Origin of the sequence: Marinobacter sp. (genome assembly GCF_041690455.1) — a bacterium.
In the GTDB taxonomy this organism is placed as follows: Bacteria; Pseudomonadota; Gammaproteobacteria; order Pseudomonadales; family Oleiphilaceae; genus Marinobacter.
This window is the reverse complement of the sequence record NZ_JAWLHI010000028.1, coordinates 33,112-51,492: the sequence shown is the minus strand read 5'-3', so window position 1 is coordinate 51,492 and position 18,381 is coordinate 33,112. Positions and strand designations below refer to the sequence as shown.

Annotated in this window: 15 protein-coding genes; 7 read left to right on the top strand and 8 right to left on the bottom strand. The window is 60.3% G+C overall.

Annotated features, from left to right (window positions below; genetic code table 11):
• Positions 1-428 precede the first annotated feature (428 nt).
• The gene (locus tag ACESMW_RS08740) at positions 429-1,868 is read right to left on the bottom strand and encodes a tyrosine-type recombinase/integrase (RefSeq protein ID WP_372986657.1); all 1,440 of its coding nucleotides are present in this window, start codon (positions 1,866-1,868) and stop codon (positions 429-431) included.
• 214 nt (positions 1,869-2,082) lie between these two features.
• Here ACESMW_RS08740 and mutS point away from each other — a divergent pair, with 214 nt between their 5' ends.
• Together mutS and fdxA are read left to right on the top strand one after the other, a co-directional pair.
• Positions 2,083-4,686, top strand: a complete 2,604-nt coding sequence (gene mutS / locus ACESMW_RS08735; RefSeq protein ID WP_372986656.1) for a DNA mismatch repair protein MutS — start codon at positions 2,083-2,085, stop codon at positions 4,684-4,686.
• Positions 4,687-4,850: 164 nt separating this feature from the next.
• A complete protein-coding gene (gene fdxA / locus ACESMW_RS08730; RefSeq protein ID WP_372986655.1) occupies positions 4,851-5,174 on the top strand; it encodes a ferredoxin FdxA in 324 nt (107 codons plus the stop codon).
• Positions 5,175-5,243: 69 nt separating this feature from the next.
• Here fdxA and ACESMW_RS08725 read toward each other — a convergent pair whose 3' ends face one another.
• The 5 genes from ACESMW_RS08725 to ACESMW_RS08705 form a co-directional block, all read right to left on the bottom strand.
• Positions 5,244-5,873: a LysE family translocator gene (locus ACESMW_RS08725; RefSeq protein ID WP_372986654.1), complete on the bottom strand. Its 630-nt coding sequence runs from the start codon at positions 5,871-5,873 to the stop codon at positions 5,244-5,246.
• A gap of 28 nt (positions 5,874-5,901) precedes the next feature.
• On the bottom strand, positions 5,902-6,936 hold the full coding sequence (locus ACESMW_RS08720; protein ID WP_372986653.1) for a hypothetical protein: 1,035 nt from the start codon (positions 6,934-6,936) through the stop codon (positions 5,902-5,904).
• Positions 6,937-7,080: 144 nt separating this feature from the next.
• Positions 7,081-8,031 carry a DegV family protein gene (locus tag ACESMW_RS08715; RefSeq protein ID WP_372986652.1) on the bottom strand — a complete coding sequence of 317 codons (951 nt, stop codon included), beginning with the start codon at positions 8,029-8,031 and terminating at the stop codon, positions 7,081-7,083.
• Positions 8,032-8,139: 108 nt separating this feature from the next.
• Positions 8,140-8,973, bottom strand: a complete 834-nt coding sequence (locus ACESMW_RS08710) for a metal-dependent hydrolase (RefSeq protein ID WP_372986651.1) — start codon at positions 8,971-8,973, stop codon at positions 8,140-8,142.
• Between the two features lie 254 nt (positions 8,974-9,227).
• On the bottom strand, positions 9,228-10,856 hold the full coding sequence (locus ACESMW_RS08705; RefSeq protein ID WP_372986650.1) for an acyl-CoA synthetase: 1,629 nt from the start codon (positions 10,854-10,856) through the stop codon (positions 9,228-9,230).
• A 154-nt stretch (positions 10,857-11,010) separates the two neighbouring features.
• On the opposite strand from ACESMW_RS08705, the gene ACESMW_RS08700 reads away from it, so the two are divergent.
• Positions 11,011-12,516 (top strand): sensor histidine kinase, encoded by a 1,506-nt coding sequence (locus ACESMW_RS08700; RefSeq protein WP_372986649.1) that lies wholly within the window; start codon positions 11,011-11,013, stop codon positions 12,514-12,516.
• A complete protein-coding gene (locus tag ACESMW_RS08695) occupies positions 12,509-13,159 on the top strand; it encodes a response regulator transcription factor (protein WP_372986648.1) in 651 nt (216 codons plus the stop codon). Before ACESMW_RS08700 ends, ACESMW_RS08695 begins: the two co-directional genes overlap by 8 nt.
• Here the strand turns inward: ACESMW_RS08695 and ACESMW_RS08690 are convergent.
• Positions 13,156-14,565, bottom strand: coding sequence for a PLP-dependent aminotransferase family protein (locus tag ACESMW_RS08690; RefSeq protein WP_372986647.1), 1,410 nt, complete (start codon positions 14,563-14,565; stop codon positions 13,156-13,158). The genes ACESMW_RS08695 and ACESMW_RS08690 overlap by 4 nt on opposite strands.
• 206 nt (positions 14,566-14,771) lie before the next feature.
• Between ACESMW_RS08690 and ACESMW_RS08685 the strand changes: the two genes are divergently transcribed.
• The 3 genes from ACESMW_RS08685 to ACESMW_RS08675 are packed head-to-tail and all read left to right on the top strand — an operon-like array spanning position 14,772 to position 17,126.
• Entirely contained in the window at positions 14,772-15,089 is a 318-nt protein-coding gene (locus tag ACESMW_RS08685) for a hypothetical protein (protein WP_372986646.1), read from the top strand.
• The gene (locus ACESMW_RS08680) at positions 15,086-15,889 is read left to right on the top strand and encodes a PhzF family phenazine biosynthesis protein (protein ID WP_372986645.1); all 804 of its coding nucleotides are present in this window, start codon (positions 15,086-15,088) and stop codon (positions 15,887-15,889) included. Before ACESMW_RS08685 ends, ACESMW_RS08680 begins: the two co-directional genes overlap by 4 nt.
• Before the next feature lie 43 nt (positions 15,890-15,932).
• Entirely contained in the window at positions 15,933-17,126 is a 1,194-nt protein-coding gene (locus ACESMW_RS08675) for an NAD(P)/FAD-dependent oxidoreductase (protein ID WP_372986644.1), read from the top strand.
• A 10-nt stretch (positions 17,127-17,136) separates the two neighbouring features.
• Here ACESMW_RS08675 and cfa read toward each other — a convergent pair whose 3' ends face one another.
• The gene (cfa, locus tag ACESMW_RS08670; protein WP_372986643.1) at positions 17,137-18,249 is read right to left on the bottom strand and encodes a cyclopropane fatty acyl phospholipid synthase; all 1,113 of its coding nucleotides are present in this window, start codon (positions 18,247-18,249) and stop codon (positions 17,137-17,139) included.
• Positions 18,250-18,381 lie beyond the last annotated feature (132 nt).

The window sequence follows — 18,381 nt, the reverse complement described above, 5'->3', positions numbered from 1 at the left end:
AAACATACAAATAACAGGAGGATAGTGTCTGAATCCTCGGTTTTTTGCCGGCTCATACCGATGTTGGTGAAAATTGGCGGTTAATCAGACCCTCCCTAGGTCTCCCAATACTGGTTGGCAAGCTAGCCAGATAAACCTCTTTCCCGTTACACATGATTTTGCACGGACCGATCGAGCCGTCCGGCGGAGGCCGCAGGCCGGCGGATCAGGGACTGCTGGACCTAAGAAAGACAGATAGAAATTGATTTCTCTCGGCCCAACCGGCCCATCAACAATGCGCCAGATTGACTCTTGGAGAGCGTTCTATAATTAAGTCAGACTTCGCTCCGCACTGGGGTGCTCCTGAAAATGGCGCAATTCAGCGTGTCCTTTCCCATATGCGCCTGGTTGCTGCAATTTGCGAAATTAAGACGGGTTATGCCAACTAACTAACCCCCACCGTCAAGAGTTTCCAGATGATCAGCCCACTTTTGCAACCACTCGCGACATTCGGGTTCATAATCGTGCAGATCATAAGTCCCTTCAATTCCCTTTCTCGAATGACCTATAACGGCTTCAGCTACCTCATTGCGACAGCCTAAACGAGACAACCCCGTACGAACCGTACGGCGCAGATCATGTGGAGACCAATCAGGAATGCTATCCAGCCAAGCTTGGCCTGGCTTAAAGTAAGTGCCACTTCGAGCCTTAGCAGAATTCCGCAGATACCATTTTGTTTCGGTGAGCGATTTCTGCTGAATCGGCAATCCCGTCCGAGTGGAGGGAAACAAATAGGTATTGGTGGTTAAACGAAGCTGACGAAGAAAGGCAACAGCTTGGCTCGGCAACTGCACATACCGCTCGGCTCCGTTCTTGGAGTCTCGCATATGCCAAACTGCTCGATCGAGATCTACATCAGACCAACGCGCCTTACAAACCTCACCCGTGCGAGCGCCGGTCCACAGAGTCAAACGAATGACGTTCTTCTGTGTTACCGAGAAACCAGAGCCTGGCAACCACGCTAACACTTCCTTCAACTCCGCATCAGACAAAACCCGTTTGCCCCGAACAGACGTAAGCCGGACTCTAGCCTGCTTCAGGCTCGACTTTGCCAACAAAGCCGGGTTCGCAAAATCATCATCAAACTTGCCAAGGCCAATCGCATAGTCGTAGGCGGCACTGAGCTCACGCAACACATTCCCGGCCTGAACGTTTGCCCCTCGGTCAAGAATGCCCTTCACCATCTCTACCACATGCTTACGCCGGACCTCTGCCGCAGATCGATCCCCCAGAGTGCGTACAGCATCACCGTACAGGGTGCGCCTAGTCTCGGCCTGCCCCTTAGGTTTCCGTGCACCAGGAACTCGTTTCTGTGCCCCGGTTCGACGATTTACAACCAGTCGATCCTCAATCACTTCAGTTAAGTACAGATCAACCAAGTCACGAACAGTAAACGCGGCCACCTCTGCCGCTTCCTTTTCCTGTTCGATTTTTGCACTTTGACGTGCTTTCTCCCGCTGAATTTCGGCACGAATGCATACGCCATCTCGTCGTAAAGCCTTCATCCGAGCAAGCTCTAGGCGAGCCTCAGCCAGACTCATCGAGGGGTAATTCCCTATCTTGACTTGAGTTAGCTTGCCCGTTTCGGGGCTCCGGTAGCGATAGATGAACGACTTGCCCCCGCTAGCCCCGCAAGTCACACGCAGACCGGCATTCTCTCCAGTGTCCACTTTGACTTTATCGCCAGGCCGCATCGTCTCGATGGCTCTCGCCGATAGTGGCTTGTTGCCGTGTTTGTTATTCTGCATGCTTTGATCCATTAACTGATTGGAACGATAGCCATCGATGGCATTGATGAAACTCTGGCCATAAGTATAGCTTTTCATCATCAACAGCCTTTTCTATTAAGGCGCCCACAACCCTACACCAAAAGCTATACCAAAACCTATACTCTTGAATTGGATTTCAGCAGATTTCATCAGACTCCTTTAGATGCTACACAGACAAATTCACCAGACAACCCCCTGTCAAAAGGCGGTTTTAAGCTATTTTACGGGCGAACTACCAGTGAGCACAGACGATCTCAAAACTTCACACACTCCCATGATGCAGCAGTACCTGAAAATCAAGGGCGAGCATCCCAATGAGCTGGTGTTCTACCGCATGGGGGATTTTTACGAGCTGTTCTACGAGGACGCCCGGAAGGCCGCCGAATTCCTGGACATCACCCTGACCGCCCGTGGCCAATCCGGTGGCAACCCGATTCCCATGGCGGGCGTGCCGTATCATTCCGCCGAGAGTTACATTGCCCGTCTGGTACGGGCGGGTCAATCCATCGCCATCTGTGAACAAATAGGCGACCCGGCCACCAGCAAGGGGCCGGTGGAGCGGCAGGTGGTGAGGATTGTCACGCCGGGCACCCTGAGCGACGATGCCTTTCTCGAGGACCGTCGGGACAATCTGCTGGTGGCCATCTACAGCCACCGGGAACAATTCGGCTTTGCCTCCCTGGATATTTCCAGTGGTCGTTTTGCGGTCTCGGAACTGGACGGGCTGGAGGCACTCCAGGGTGAGCTGCAACGCCTGCGCCCGGCGGAAATCCTGATCAGCGAAGACTTTCCCTACGGCGAGATCCTCGAAGGTTTCACCGGCATCCGTCGCCAGGGACCCTGGCTGTTCGAGGGGGACACCGCCCACCGGGTGATTACCCAGCAGCTGCAGGTGCGCGACCTCACCGGTTTCGGCTGCGAAGACCTGCACCTGGCCATCTGCGCCGCCGGCTGCCTGCTGCAGTATGCGAAAGAAACCCAGCGTACCGCCCTGCCCCATATCCGCAAGCTGACCCGGGAGCGCCGGGAAGAGGCGGTAATCCTCGACGCCACCAGCCGTCGAAACCTGGAAATCGACACCAACCTCATGGGCGGCCACCAGCACACCCTGGCCTGGGTCATGGACCGTACCGCCACCGCCATGGGCGGTCGTGAGCTGCGCCGCTGGCTGAACCGCCCGCTGCGGGACGTCGACGTGGTCCGCCAGCGCCAGCAGGCGGTCTCCGCCCTGCTCGACGGTTTCCATTACGAGCCGGTACACGATCTGCTCAAACAGGTGGGCGACATTGAACGGGTACTGGCCCGGGTGGCGCTGCGATCGGCACGCCCCAGGGACCTGGCCCGGCTGCGGGATGCTTTCCAGACCCTGCCGGAGCTTCAGGAAACCCTGAAACCGGTGAACTCCCACCACGTGGTCAAGCTGGCCACCACCATCGGCGAGTATCCGGAGCTGGCCGACCTGCTGGAACGGGCTGTCATCGACAACCCGCCAGTGGTGATCCGGGACGGCGGCGTTATCCGGGAAGGTTTTGACGAGGAGCTGGATGAACTGCGCAACATCAGCGAGAACGCCGGCCAGTACCTGCTGGATGTGGAGACCCGGGAGAAGGAGCGCACCGGTATCAGCACCCTGAAGGTGGGTTACAACCGGGTGCATGGTTACTACATCGAGATCAGCCGGGCGCAATCGGACCAGGCACCGGCGGACTACATCCGCCGGCAGACCCTGAAAAACGCCGAGCGCTTCATCACCCCGGAGCTGAAGGAATTCGAAGACAAAGCCCTGAGCGCCAAGAGCCGGGCACTCGCCCGGGAAAAGGCGCTGTATGACGAGGTGCTCGAAAGCGTCGCCGAGCAGCTGGCACCCCTGCAGGATGCCGCCCAGGCCCTCTCGGAGCTGGATGTGCTGAGCAACTTCGCCGAACGGGCCACCTCCCTGCGTTTTGCCGCGCCGGAATTCACCGACCAACCGGGTTTTGACATAGAGGAAGGCCGGCACCCGGTGGTCGAGCAGCTACTGGACGAGCCGTTTGTGCCCAATGACCTGCTGATGGACACCAAACGCCGCATGTTGGTCATTACCGGCCCGAACATGGGCGGTAAGTCCACCTATATGCGCCAGGCGGCCCTGATTGCCCTCCTGGCCTACACCGGCAGCTTCGTTCCCGCCAACCGGGCGGTGCTCGGACCGGTGGATCGCATCTTCACACGCATGGGCTCCTCCGATGACATCGCCGGCGGTCGCTCCACGTTCATGGTGGAAATGACCGAAACCGCTAACATCCTGCACAACGCCACCGAGCACAGTCTGGTGCTGATGGATGAAGTGGGCCGGGGTACCAGCACCTTTGACGGGCTGTCCCTCGCGTGGGCCACCGCAGAGCATCTGGCGAAGAACATCCGCTGCTATACCCTGTTCGCAACCCACTACTTCGAACTGACCCAGCTGGCCGATGATCTGGAGCATGCTGTCAACGTGCATCTGACCGCGACCGAACACGACGACAGTATCGTGTTCCTGCACAACGTTCACGATGGCCCCGCCAGCCAGAGCTACGGCCTGCAGGTCGCCCAACTGGCGGGTGTGCCCCAGGATGTCATCCGCAACGCCAAGGCGCAGCTGACCCATCTCGAGGGCAGCGCAACACCCAGCGCCCCGGTGACTAACCGGGTACCGGAGCCGGCCGAATCCGGCCATTCCGAGAGCCAGGCCGGGGTCAGGCAGACGGTGAGCGAACCTGTGCTCCAGGGGGATATGTTTGCCAGCCTCGAGCCCAGCGCCGTGGAACAAGCACTCAAGAAGCTGGACCTCGATGACCTGACGCCGCGAGAGGCCCTGAACCGGCTTTACGAGCTGCGGGATTTAATCAATAAATGACAGGAAAATTGCGCGGAAATGACCTATGTAATAAGGATATAGCAGGCGAAGGCTTGCCCCTTCAGGGACCGCTCCCTACAATATCGCGCACTAAATTATAAGGTAGGGGCTCGCACTATCCGGCTCCTGATGAGACTGAACACTCTACGACCAGGGATCTGACTATGGCTTTTATCGTTACTGATAACTGCATCAAGTGCAAATACACGGACTGCGTGGAAGTCTGCCCCGTGGACTGCTTCTATGAAGGCCCGAACTTTCTGGTAATCGACCCGGACGAGTGCATCGACTGCGCACTGTGTGAGCCCGAGTGCCCGGCCGAAGCGATCTTTTCCGAGGACGAGCTGCCGGCGGATCAGGTCCAGTTTGTGGAAATCAACGCCGATCTGGCGGCCAAGTGGCCGAACATCACCGAGAAAAAAGATCCTCTGCCGGACGCAGAGGAATGGGACGGCAAGCCCAACAAACTGCAGTACCTGGAGCGCTGAGTTCCGGTTCCGGATCAGAAAGGGAAGCTGCGGCTTCCCTTTTTTATTGGCCCGTCGCCGGCCCTAGGTTCAGGCGGTCGCGAGTTTTGCGCCCATGGCCACGAAGAACCCGCCGGTGAGGGTATTGAGTGCCCGGCTCAGCCGCGCACTGGCACGCAGATGGCGAAAGGTGGCCACGATCCAGGCCAGCCCGCATTGCCACACCATGGCCAGCACAAAGTGCAGGGCCGCCAGCACCAGCGACTGCTGGAAGGCGTTACCGGCCGGATCCACGAACTGGGGAAGCAACGCCATATAGAACAGTGCGGTCTTTGGGTTCAGGACGTTCGACAGCAGCCCCTCCCGCAATGAGACGGCCATACTGGCGCTTCTCGATTCCCGGACCTGGACCGGGGCGGTTTCCACCCTGCCCCGGAGCGCCTGGCGCAGGGAACCGATGCCAAGCCACACCAGGTATAGGGCACCGAGCCACTTCAGCGCGTTGAAGGCCCACGCCGTCTCGACCAACAGGATGGAGATGCCCAGTGCGGAGAGTGTGGCATGGATGAATAGCCCGCTGCAGATACCCACGCTGGTGACACAACCGTCCCTGAGGCCACCCCGGCCGGTATTGCGCAACACCAGCAAGGTGTCCACGCCCGGCGTGATGGTCAGCAGGGTTATGGCAATCAGATAGGTCCAGATCAGGTCAGGAAACACGCTACCCCCAATTTACCGGGGCTTGTCGCTACTCTTCCCCGGCCAGCAGTTTCTTTGCCGCCGCAGAGCGATAGAATGAGGAAAGTCTGCGACGGACAAGGGCCTCAAGATAGCCCTCTTCCCGCAGGACGTCCATAACCGGAATCCCGTGGGCCTCGATTTCCGTGCGAATCACCTCGCGGGTGACTCCCACATCATTCAGCAGGTCCGTCACCGGCCGGTCACCGTACTTGGCGAACAGATGCTCCACCACGGCCCGGGCACAGCCTTCAAAATAGCCGGTCTTGCGGAACTGCAACCAGAATTCATAGCCCAGGACCACGAATTCCTGCAACTCGACATCCCCCAACCCTTCACGGAGCTCGGCGATGGTCTTGTCTTCCACCGCCACCCAGGCGGCCATCACGCTGTCCCGGAGTTCGTCATCGCTGAGTGCCCGATGCAGGAATGCCTCGCTGCGGGCGATCAGGCCCGGCAGGCTGTCCGCGAGCCAGGCCTTGATGCGCCGCTCGAAGGTCTCGTCCAGGCCCGGCACCGCGCGGTTGGCCACCTTCTTGCCAAACTTCATCATGGAGCCCACCCCGGGCACGGAGCGGGCGATCAGGTTGTCTTCGTACAGGTAGTTGACCAGCCCGTGGTAGACCACATTGGACACCAGTTCCTGGTAGACCGGATGGGCCATGATTTCGCTGATGACCCGCTCCCTTTGCTGCCTCAGCTCCAGGGCCTCTTCCAGGAACCCCGTGGCCTGCTCCCGGGAGATGATCTCGCCAAGGGTGGTCTCGGCCTGGACCGGCGAGTTCATGACTTCGGTTGCCATCTCGGCCGCCAGCTCCGGGATGCCGGCATCCAGCTCCATGTCAACGACGACGCGCTCGATCACGCCCATCACCTGATCGATACTGGCTACCCGGTTCAGGGTAATCCGTCCGGCATGATCCAGTAGCTCGTCCAGCTCCCGCTCCAGGAACTTCTTCGGTTTCGCCCCCTTCAGGGCGGCCATCTCGTGGCGGACATGCTCTTCATACAGTCTGTCGGCCAGACTGCCGGTGGACTTGGTCATGGTAGGGTCAATCCTTGTGGGCGATGGAAACAACAACCCCGAGGCTAACACGAAGCCGACAACCGGGGGTTTGCCCAAACTACGGAATCACGGATGCGGACAGGCCAAGCAGCTAAGGAAGCATTGACAGCACCGTGCCCGCAGTCACTGGAAATCGTTGAAGGTATGGGGTTCGGCTGCCAGGGCAAGACACAGGCTACCGGGGCCGACATAGATGCTGCTGGTAATCCCCATCTGGGACAGCAGCAACTCGACGCCGTTGCGTTCACAGGCATCCCGCAACCGGTTCAGGCCGGGCAGGTCCTCGATCTCGGTCCAGGTCAGGCCACAGGAAAGGCTGACGTAGGGCGTCAGCAGGCCGGCATCCACCCGCGCCGCCGCGTAGTTCATGACTTTTTCCACGGCCACGTCAAAATTGCGGGTTTTCGCCACCGGTTGGCCCTCGGCACCCTGCCCGAAAATCACCGGCGTAATATTTAGAGCCTTACCCAGAAAGGCGACAACCGCCGAGATGCTCTTGTCACCGCGGCGGCGGGCACGCTCGCGGATGTAGTGCAGGTCCCTGGGGATGACACAGGTATAGATCTTGTCAGTGAAGGACTCAACCTCATGGCGCAGGGCGTTCTTGGGCAGTTTCTGGCCGATCAACCTCAAAGTATGGGCTGCAAGCAATCCCTGGCCGGCAAAGATCTGCTTGCTGTCGATCACCCGCATGGAGAACTTGCCGTCCCGGCCGGCAGCTGCCCGGGCCTTCTCGTAATTGGCCAGCACACTATTCATGGCCTTGGTGGCGTTCTCGAAGATCAGGCTGCGACTGCGGGTGACGGTTTCACAGATGGCGACGTCGAACTGGGTGACGATTTTCTCCATGAATAAGTCATGGATCTGTTCCTCCGTGAAGGCCCGGGTCTCAGCATGATGCCCTTTCTGCAGCAGCCCGCTCTGGTAGAACTCCTGGGTGCGCACCGGGTCGTGTTCGTCGATGTAGGTCTGGCCGTCGATGACAGCGGTCACGGGGAGGATAAAGAGGTCGTGCTTGCGACTGAACTCATAGGGCAGATCACACGCGGAATCCACGATCAAACCTACTCGCATGGTGAGACTCTCCAGCTGCGGGCCATTCCTCGACGGGAACGCCCTTTATCTTATCGTTATTTTGAGTCGCCAAGTTTTACATAAGCGGGGCGGAATTTCAGCACCCGCTCAATTCGGTGCATCCAGACCTTCCAACTCCTGCAGATTCTCGGCGAGCAGCCGCCGATTATCCTGTTGCCAGGGGTGGAAGCCCTCGCGCAAGTAGGCCAGGAACTCTGGCAGGCACTGGCGGATGACTCCCGGTTTTCCCCACAGGAAGTTCAGCCCGCCTAACCAGGTCCGGACGCTCCAGAGCTTGCCATCGGTGCGCAGCAGGCTGCAGGTATTCAGGAAAGTGTACTTGCAGAAATTCCAGGTCACGAACAGGAACACGATCCGGCGCAGCCGCTCGTTACCCACGCAGGCCCGGTAGACATCGAATGCAACGGACTTGTGCTCGGTTTCCTCGATGGCATGCCAGCGCCAGAGCTGTTTCATGGCAGGCGTGGCGCCCTCCATCCACTCCGGATTCTTCAGGATCGCGTTGGCCAGGACCGCCGTGTAGTGCTCCGCGCCACAGGTGCCCGCCAGCTGACGGCTCGGGGGCAACTTGCCTACCCACTCCATGTGCTTCAGGAAGCGCCGGTCGATCGCATCAATGTCATAGCCACAGGCCTTCAGTGCCTCGTTGTAGCTCTTGTGCTCTCGGCTGTGCAGAGCCTCCTGGCCGATAAAGCCCCGGATCTCCTGCTTGAGCTTGGGATCGTCAATCCGGTCCCGATACAGACGCACCGCATTGATGAACTGTTGCTCCCCATCGGGAAACTGGAGAGACAACGCATTGAAAAAGGCGGTACGGAAGGCGTCATTGCCATGCCAGAAGGATTTCAGATCCTCGCTGACATCAAAGTGGATGTGCCGGGGTGCGACAGACACCCCGTCCGGGGTCGAGCTGACTGACATGGTGGCCTCCTGTTGTCGGGAATGTTTTTGTTATGCAATCAACAACGGACAAAACGTAACCAGAGGCTCAGTGTAAACCCGATCATAAAACCGACGGAAGGCACCCAGCGAAAATAACTGACACTTTGTCATTAAATGACAATGCGGCGAGATTTGGAGGGAACAAAAAAGGGAGGTATGGCCAGGCCGATACCCCCCAAGGACACACAGAGGGAATAACGGTCTGCGCCGGGGTGGCGCAGCCGGTCAGCAGATCAGTCCAGCTCTTTGGCCTGATCCCGCAGCACAAACTTCTGGATCTTGCCCGTGGAGGTCTTGGGCAGCTCCGTGAAGACGACCGTTTTCGGTACCTTGAAGCGAGCCAGGTGCTCGCGGCAGAAGGCGATAATGTCCTCTTCGCTGACCTCGCCGGCTTCCGGCTTCAGCGTGACAAAGGCGCAGGGAGTCTCGCCCCATTTCTCGTCCGGACGGGCAACCACCGCCGCTTCCAGCACGGCCGGATGGCGGTACAGGGTGTCTTCCACCTCGATGGTGGAGATGTTCTCGCCACCGGAAATGATGATGTCCTTCAGGCGGTCCTTGATTTCCAGGTAACCGTCCTCGTGCCAGACCGCCAGGTCACCGGTGTGGAACCAGCCACCGCGGAACGCCTCTTCGGTGGCGCTCGGGTTCTTCAGGTAACCCTTCATCACGGTGTTGCCGCGCAGGAAGATCTCGCCGATGGTCTTGCCGTCTCTGGGCACCGGTTCCATGGTGTTGGGATCACCGACCATGGTGCCGGCCAGGGTATGGTAGCGAACGCCCTGGCGTGCCTTTTTCCGGGCACGGTCGTGCAGCGGAAGCTCATCCCACTCGGACTTCCAGGCACACACGGTCACCGGACCGTACACTTCGGTCAGGCCATAAACGTGGGTCACCTTGATGCCCATTTCCTCGACAGCGCCAATCACCTGGGCAGGGGGCGCCGCACCGGCGGTCATGGATTTCACTTCGTGATCGATCCCGGCCTTGGCGGCTGCCGGCGCATTGAGCAGCGCGTTCAGAACGATCGGGGCGCCACACATGTGGGTGACCTGGTGATCGCGGATCAGCTGCAGGATCTTCTCCGGGTCCACCCGGCGCAGGCAAACATGGGTGCCGGCCATGGCGGTAACCGTCCAGGGGAAACACCAGCCGTTGCAGTGGAACATCGGCAGGGTCCACAGATAGACCGGATGCATGTCCATGGACCAGACGGCCTGGTTACCCAGCGCATTGAGGTAGGCCCCGCGGTGGTGATAGACGACGCCCTTGGGGTTGCCGGTGGTACCGGAGGTGTAGTTCAGGGAAACCGCGTCCCACTCGTTTTCGGGGAAGCTCCACTGGAACTGCGGATCACCCTCCTGCAGGAACGCCTCGTAATCAAGGTCACTGACCTGCACGCCTTCGCCGTACTCCGGGTCATCCACGTCAATCACCAGCGGCTTGTGCTCCAGGTGACGGACGGCATCCTTGATGACCTGACCGAATTCGCGATCGGCAATCACCACCTTGGCTTCTCCATGCTCAAGCATGAAGGCAATGGCGTCGGCGTCCAGGCGCACGTTCAGGGTATTGAGCACGGCACCGATCATGGGCACGCCGAAATGGCATTCGACCATCGCGGGGATGTTCGGCAGCATCACGGCAACGGTATCACCCTGACCGATCCCGCGACCCTGCAGGGCCGAGGCCAGGCGACGGCAACGCTCGTAGGTTTGTGCCCAGTTGTACCGGATCGCGCCGTGAATGATGGCCGGGTATTCCGGATAAACACTCGCGGTACGCTCGATGAAATCAATCGGCGACTGGACGGCGTAGTTGGCATCGACGGGCGCCAGGCCCTGGTCAAAAATCGAGGTCATGACGGGTTCCTCTTGGAGCTCTGTTGTTCTTATGGCGTATTCAGGAAAATCGCTAATCTGGCTATAATTCACGCTGGTCAGAATGGTATTTGATGGAGCAAATCCTAGAAACTACACCAAGGTATTATAGTTCTTTTACTATAACAACGATGATATGACCGATTTTCCCCCTGATACGGTATTTAGTTTGCCTGACGCCGACCCGCAACCCGGACTGATCCTTGACCGGGACGCCGCTTTACTCAAGGCCAGCCGCAGTGCCATCGAGCTGGTCAGCAGTGCCGGCCTTGAGAGTGCCGTGGACCTGCTCCCGGTGAACACACAGGCCCTGCTGCATTCGTCCCTGCAGCAGAACCGGGCCATCGAGAATGTTGAATCCCGGATACCCGGCCATATCCTGCTGTGGACATTGATACCGGACCACACCAGCAACCAGGTACTGCTCCGGGGCCGGGATGCCACCGAGGAAGTTCGCACCCGGGAGCAGGCCGTGCAGTCCAACCGCCTGTACCGGCTGATTACCGAGAACACCACCGATCTGATTTCCCGCCACGCCCCGGACGGCCGGTTCATCGACGCAACACCGGCGTCGTGGCGATTGCTCGGCTACTGGCCCGAGGAGCTGCGGGGCAAGCCGCTGGAAGAGGTATTCCGGGGCGATCACGTGGTCGAGCAGCTGGTGGAAGCCCGTAACCGCCTGCGGGACGACGGTTACGCCACCATGACCCTGGAAATCCTCCACCGGGACGGCAGCAAGCGCTGGTTCGAAATTGCCAGCCGGGCCATCCGCGAGACCTACACCGGTGCGGTGGTGGAAGTCATCAGCGTGTCCCGGGATATCACCGCCCGGGTGGAATCCGAGGAGAACAACCGGCGCCTGGCAGACGAATTGGCCCATGCCGCGCGGCTGGCGACCCTGGGCGAACTGGCCTCCAGCATCGCTCACGAGATGAACCAGCCACTGGCCACCATCGTGAACTTTGCCAGCGCCAGCCAGCGCTACCTGAAGAACGCCCAAAGCAACCCCGAATGCCTGGACCGGGTGGACGACGGCCTGCAGAAGATCGTTCACCACGCCAACCGGGCCTCGGAAGTGATCAAAAGGCTCCGGGCCTTCCTGCGCAAGGGCCAGAAACGAACCGCCCCGATTTCCGTCAATGACGTAGTCGGCAACGTGGCCAGGCTGTGTCAGTGGGAAGCGGACAAGAACCGGGTCAGGATCCGGGAGCGGCTGTGTGATGCTGCCCCGGTGATCACCGCCGATCCCGTGTTACTCGAGCAGGTCCTGATCAACCTCATCCGCAACGGGATCGAAGCCACCGTCGAGTCCCGGCAAACGGGCAGCACTGACCAGGGAGGCCCGGCCGAGCTTACGCTGACCACCTGTATCAATGACCGGAATGAGACGCTGATCGAGGTTACCGACCAGGGCGCCGGTCTGGGCGAGCAGGAAATTCGCCAGATGTTCCAGCCCTTCTATACCAGCAAGCCCCAGGGTCTCGGCCTTGGCTTGTCCATGAGCCGTTCCATTATCGAAGGTTTTGGCGGATTCCTGGATGCCAGGCCGGCAAAGACCGGTGGCCTTACCCTCACCTGTCGCTTCCCCGCCAGCACACACAAGAACAAGACTGCAACAACGGAGATTTCCCGGAATGACTGAATCACCCAGTAACCAGCCCACCACCGTTTACGTGGTCGACGACGACGCCGGCATGCTCGAGTCGACCCAATGGCTGCTCGAGTCCGTGGGACTGAGGGTTGAGGCCTACAGCGACGGCCGGAAATTCCTGGATGCGGTGGGCCACACCAGCGCCGGCTGTGTCGTGCTGGATGTACGGATGCCCGGGCTCGGTGGCCTCAACGTCCAGGAGGAACTGCAGAAACGGGGACTGGAGGTGCCGATCATTTTTGTCTCCGGCCATGCGGACGTGCCTATCGTCGTCCGGGCCTTCAAATCCGGCGCGTTTGACTTCATCGAGAAGCCGTTCAACGAGCAGCTTCTGCTCGACAGTGTACAGCAGGCTCTCCAGGAGCGGCAGAGCGGCCAGCGTTTCCATGGCAATGCCCGCACCGAGGCACTGATCGACACCTTCACCCGCCGGGAGCGGGATGTTTTCCTGCCTCTGGCGCAGGGCTATACCAGCCGTGAGATTGCCGATCAACTGGGAGTCAGCGTGAAGACCATCGACCTGTATCGGGCCCGGGTCATGAAACGCCTGGGCGCCGAGCGGTTGCCGGATGTAACCGGCATCGCCATTGCAGCGGGACTCGTTGACCCCCTGGATCTGCGCCGCGAAAGTTAACGTCCCATCTCCTCGTGGACCAGCGCACCGAGCCTGGCGACGGCCTTTTCGATGGTTCCGGTCCAGGGGTTGCCGCCGTTCAGGCGGAGGCAGTTATCGAACTTGTTGGTGGTGGAGAACATCAGTCCGGGAGCCACGTTGATGTTCTCCGCCCTTGCCCGCTGGTACACCTCCGTGCCGGAGACTCCCTCCGGTAGCTGCACCCAGAGCACAAACCCGCCCTGGGGCCGGCTCACCGCGGTCCCTTCCGGGAATGAGCGGGCCACCGCCGACCGCATTCGCTCGGTCGCTTCCCGGTAGTGCTGTCGGGCGGAGCGCAGGTACCGGTCATAGCCGCCCTGCTCCAGAAAGTGGGCGACCGCCAGCTGGGGAATGGAGGAGGTCGCCAGGTTCACGAAATACTTGTGCTGGCGGGCGCTGGCCATGTGACGGCCAGGGATCATCCAGCCCAGGCGCAGGCCCGGGGAAATGGTCTTGGAAAAGGAACTGCAATAGATCACGTTGTCAGCCCGGTCGAAGGCCTTGGCGGGCCGGGGCCGCTCACCGGTGTGGTACAGGTCGCCGTAAATATCGTCCTCGATCAGGGGCACATCCGCCGCCGCCAGCATGGACACCAGCTGTTTCTTGCGCTCATCGGACATGCGCGCCCCCATGGGATTGCTGTGGTTGGTCACCACCACACAGGCTTTCAGGGGCCACTGTTCCAGGGCCAGTTCGAGACCCTCCAGGCTCAGGCCTTCCGAGGGGTGAGTGGGAATTTCTATCACCCGCAGGCCCACCACTTCCAGGGCCTGGAGAATGCCGGGGAACGACGGCGACTCCACCGCCACGATATCGCCTGGCTGGGTGACCGCCCGCAGGGCCAGAATGATGGCTTCCTGGGCGCCATTGGTTGCCAGGATATCATCCGGCGTCACCGGCACGCCGATGGCGGCCATGCGCTGGGCAATCTGGCGGCGGAACGATTCCTTGCCGGGAAAGGCGTAATCCAGGGTTTCCAGGCCCCGGCGTGCCGCCCACAGCGTGCTCTGCTGGATCTGCCGTACAGGGAGGTAATCCGGGTGAGGAATCGCGGTGGCCAGAGGCACCATGCGTTTCTGCTCATCCGCACACAGGTCCAGGGTCATTTCCCGTGCGGTCACCGGGACCGGCCGGCTCCGGTGCTTTGGCATCCTGGGCTCCGGCACATCCTGGACCGGCAGGCGCACGAAATAGCCGCTTCGCTCCCGGGCTTCCAGGTACCCCCGTGCCTCCAGGGTCTGGTGGGCCTGCAATACCGTCGAAATTGACACTCCAAACTGGCGGCTCAATACCCGTACACCGGGCAACCGGTCACCTTCCCGGTAAACCCCTTCCTTGATCAGTGCCTGCAACTGATCCGCCACCTGGCTGTATAGAACTCCCATGTTTGTCTCCCTCATGCCCGTGAGCTCCTTCTCCTATTTCACCAGACCTGTCCGGCATCGGGGCAGTACAGATCGGCAGCAAATGAACCGGTACAGACCCTCTTGAGACCCCTCTGTACCGGTTCAAAAAAAGATTAACTGAATCTGTTATGCGTGTCAGCGAAGCAGGACAATGATGACAAGCTCATTGAAGAAGGAGTTTCACCATGGGATCCGCCACTGTTCCTGCACGGCACTCAGCCGTTCCTGTCCTGCTCCCGGACATCCCTGCCTCTACCCGCAAGGATCTCCTGGGACTGGCCTCACCCACCCTGCCCCTGGGCACTATCCGACCGGAGGTCACCCGGAAATGGCTGGAAGACCTCGGGTTCACCATCCGCCGGGCAAGCCACGGGCACTGGATTCTGACACTCGGCCGCCCCACGCCGGAGGTGCACCTGTACAGCGAGGGCGAACTCGAACAGTTTGCCAGATACAAGGCCCATGATTACGCTGGACGCACACTCGAGGAGACAATCCGATGATGCATCCGATCTTCCAGGTCGACGCTTTCACCGACCGTGTTTTTGGCGGCAATCCGGCCGCCGTCATGCCCTTGGACCACTGGCTGCCGGATGACACCCTCCGGGCCCTGGCGATGGAAAACAACCTGTCCGAAACCGCCTTCCTGGTCCGACTACCAGAGGCAGATGAGGCCGATTTCCACATCCGCTGGTTCACCCCCACAGTGGAGGTGCCCCTGTGCGGCCATGCCACGCTTGCCAGTGCCTGGGTCATCTTCAACAAGCTGGACTGGCCCCGGGAGAAGATCACCCTGCAGTCAAAAAGCGGCCATCTGGGTGTTCGCATGAACAGTGACTGGCTGGTACTCGATTTCCCCAATCTTGCCTTCGAGGAGCGCCAGACACCCGCGATCATCCATGAAGCCCTTGAGGGCGCTCCGGAGACCGCCTTCTACGTGCCCAATGACACCAACTACATGGTGGTGCTGGAAAACGAAGCGGCGGTCCGGTCGGCCGAGCCCGATATCCGCAAGCTCAAGGCCCTCGGCAACCAGGGGCTGATCGTCACCGCCCGGGGCGAGGACTGCGACTTTGTCAGCCGCTATTTTGCCCCCGGCGCGGGCATCGACGAGGACCCGGTGACCGGCTCCATCCACAGCGTTCTGGTGCCCTACTGGGCAAGCCAGCTGGGCAAATCGTCCCTTGAGGCAAGACAGCTGTCAGCCCGGGGCGGTCTGCTGCGCTGTGAGCTGAAGGGCGACCGGATCGATATCGCCGGCCAGGCCGCGTTCTACATGGAAGGTTCCGTACACCTGCCCTGAGACTGGTATACTGCCCGCCGTTCACTCACACCGGCGGGCAGTAATGACAGCATCCTCGGCATCCCACTACGACGTAATCATCATTGGCGCCGGTGCCGCCGGGCTCATGTGCGCTGCCACCGCGGGCTACCGGGGGCGCCGGGTACTGGTGATCGACCACGCCAACAAGCCCGGAAAGAAAATCCTGATGTCCGGCGGCGGGCGCTGCAATTTCACCAACCTGAACAGCACGCCGGCGAATTTCCTGTCCGATAACCCGCACTACTGCATCTCGGCACTGAAGCGTTATACCCCCCAGGATTTCCTGGAGCTGGTGGATCGCCACGGTATCGAGCACGAGGAGAAAGCCCCGGGTCAGCTGTTCTGCCGGGACAGTGCCAAAGACATCCTGAACCTGCTGCTGACCGAGTGCGAATGGGCGGGAGCGGAAATCCGGCTGAAGACGTCCGTCACTTCCGTCAATGAGACAGATGCGGGCTACCGCCTGAAAACCTGCAGTGGCGCACTGACCTGCGAATCCCTGGTAATTGCCACCGGCGGGCTCTCGATTCCGACCATGGGCGCCACCGGCTTCGGGTACGAGATCGCCCGGCAATTCGGCCTGGAGGTGCTTCCCACCCGTGCCGGGCTCGTGCCTTTCACGCTCCAGCCGGAGCTGAAAACCCAGCTGGCGCCGCTGGCCGGGATCAGCTGCCCGGTGGATGCCGAGTGCAACCAACAGCATTTCCGGGAACCCATGCTGGTCACCCACCGGGGCCTGAGTGGCCCGGCCATGCTGCAGATCTCCAGTTACTGGTATCCGGGGGATGACATCAGCATCAACCTGCTGCCGACCCGACGGATCGAAGACGACCTGATTGGCCTGCGCAAGCAGAAACCTCGCACCACCGTCGCCCAGTATCTGGCGGAGTACCTGCCGAAACGCTTTGCCAGCGCTTTCAATGAACTCCACGGCTGGACCGGCCCACTGCAGGAGTACAAGAACGCCGATATCGAACAGGTCGCAAGCACCCTGGGAGACTGGACCATCAAGCCCGCCGGCACGGAGGGTTACCGCACAGCCGAAGTCACCCTCGGCGGCATCGACACCCGCCAACTCTCGTCCAAAACTATGGCGGTTCTGGACCGGCCGAACCTGTATTTCATCGGGGAAGTGGTGGATGTCACCGGCCATCTGGGCGGCCACAATTTCCAGTGGGCCTGGGCGTCCGGCGTTGCTGCCGGGAATGTGGCCTGAGGGCCAGCCATCAGCTGACCCGCCGATAACCACCTTCCAGGCCATTCTTCGACAACACCCACTGCCACAGCTGGATATCCCGGGCACGGAAGGCTCCGGCACAGGACAGCAGGTAATACTCCCACATCCGGTAGAAGCGCTTGCCGAGCTGCTCCCGGAACTGTGGCCAGGCGGCCTTGAAGTTGTCGTACCAGGCCATCAGCGTCCGGTCATAGTCCGCGCCGAAGTTGTGCAAGTCTTCCACCACGAACAGGCTATCGGCAGCGTCGCTGACCTGGCTGAGTGAAGGCAGTTCCCCGTTGGGGAAGATGTACTTGTCGATCCACGGATCGGCGCCACCAGACCGGTTATTGCTGCCGATGGTATGCAGCAGGAACAGACCGTCGTCCTTCAGGCAGCGGTGGGCCACTTCCATGTAGGTGCGGTAGTTCTTGCGCCCGACATGCTCGAACATGCCGACACTGACCACCCGGTCGAACTTCCCGTTCACTTCCCGGTAATCCTGCAGACGGAACTCCAGTGGCAAGTCCGGATACCGGTCACGGGCCCAGGCAGCCTGTTCCCTGGAGATGGTCACCCCGACGCACTCCACCCCGTAGTGTTCGGCGGCGTAGCTCATGAAGCTGCCCCAGCCGCAGCCGATATCCAGCACCCGCATTCCCGGTTCCAGCTTGAGCTTCTGGCAGATCAGGTCGAGCTTTGCTTCCTGCGCCTGCTCCAGGTTGCTGGCGTTTTTCCAGTAACCACAGGTGTAGGTCATCCGGGAGTCGAGCATGGCGCCATAAAACTCGTTGCCCAGATCGTAGTGCTGCTCCCCTACCTGCCAGGACCGCCGTGAATCCTGGCGGTTCAGCAACCTTGCCTTGAGGGCATGAAACAGGACGCGGGAAGGTCGCACCTTGTGATGCAGTCGCGCCCGGAGCAGGCGATGAAAGAACTCGTCCAGCCGGTCGCAGTCCCAGTCGCCGTCCATGTAACTTTCCCCCAGCCCCAGGTTGCCCCGGGCAAACACGCTGTCGGCAACACCGGGCGCCTTGAGCCGCATGTCCCAGGGGGCTTGACCATCCAGGCGAATGCCCGCCTCGGTCAGCAGCTCCGCCATGTAACGTTCGGATGCGGGCATCCTTCGTTCCCGCAGATTGGTCAGACGCTGGTTCGACGCAACTTGAGGCAAAACCGCTCCTCCTTTCCAGATCCAGAACAAACGTGACAACACGGTTGCCGTGAAAAAGAAAGATCCGTTACCGGTAACCTT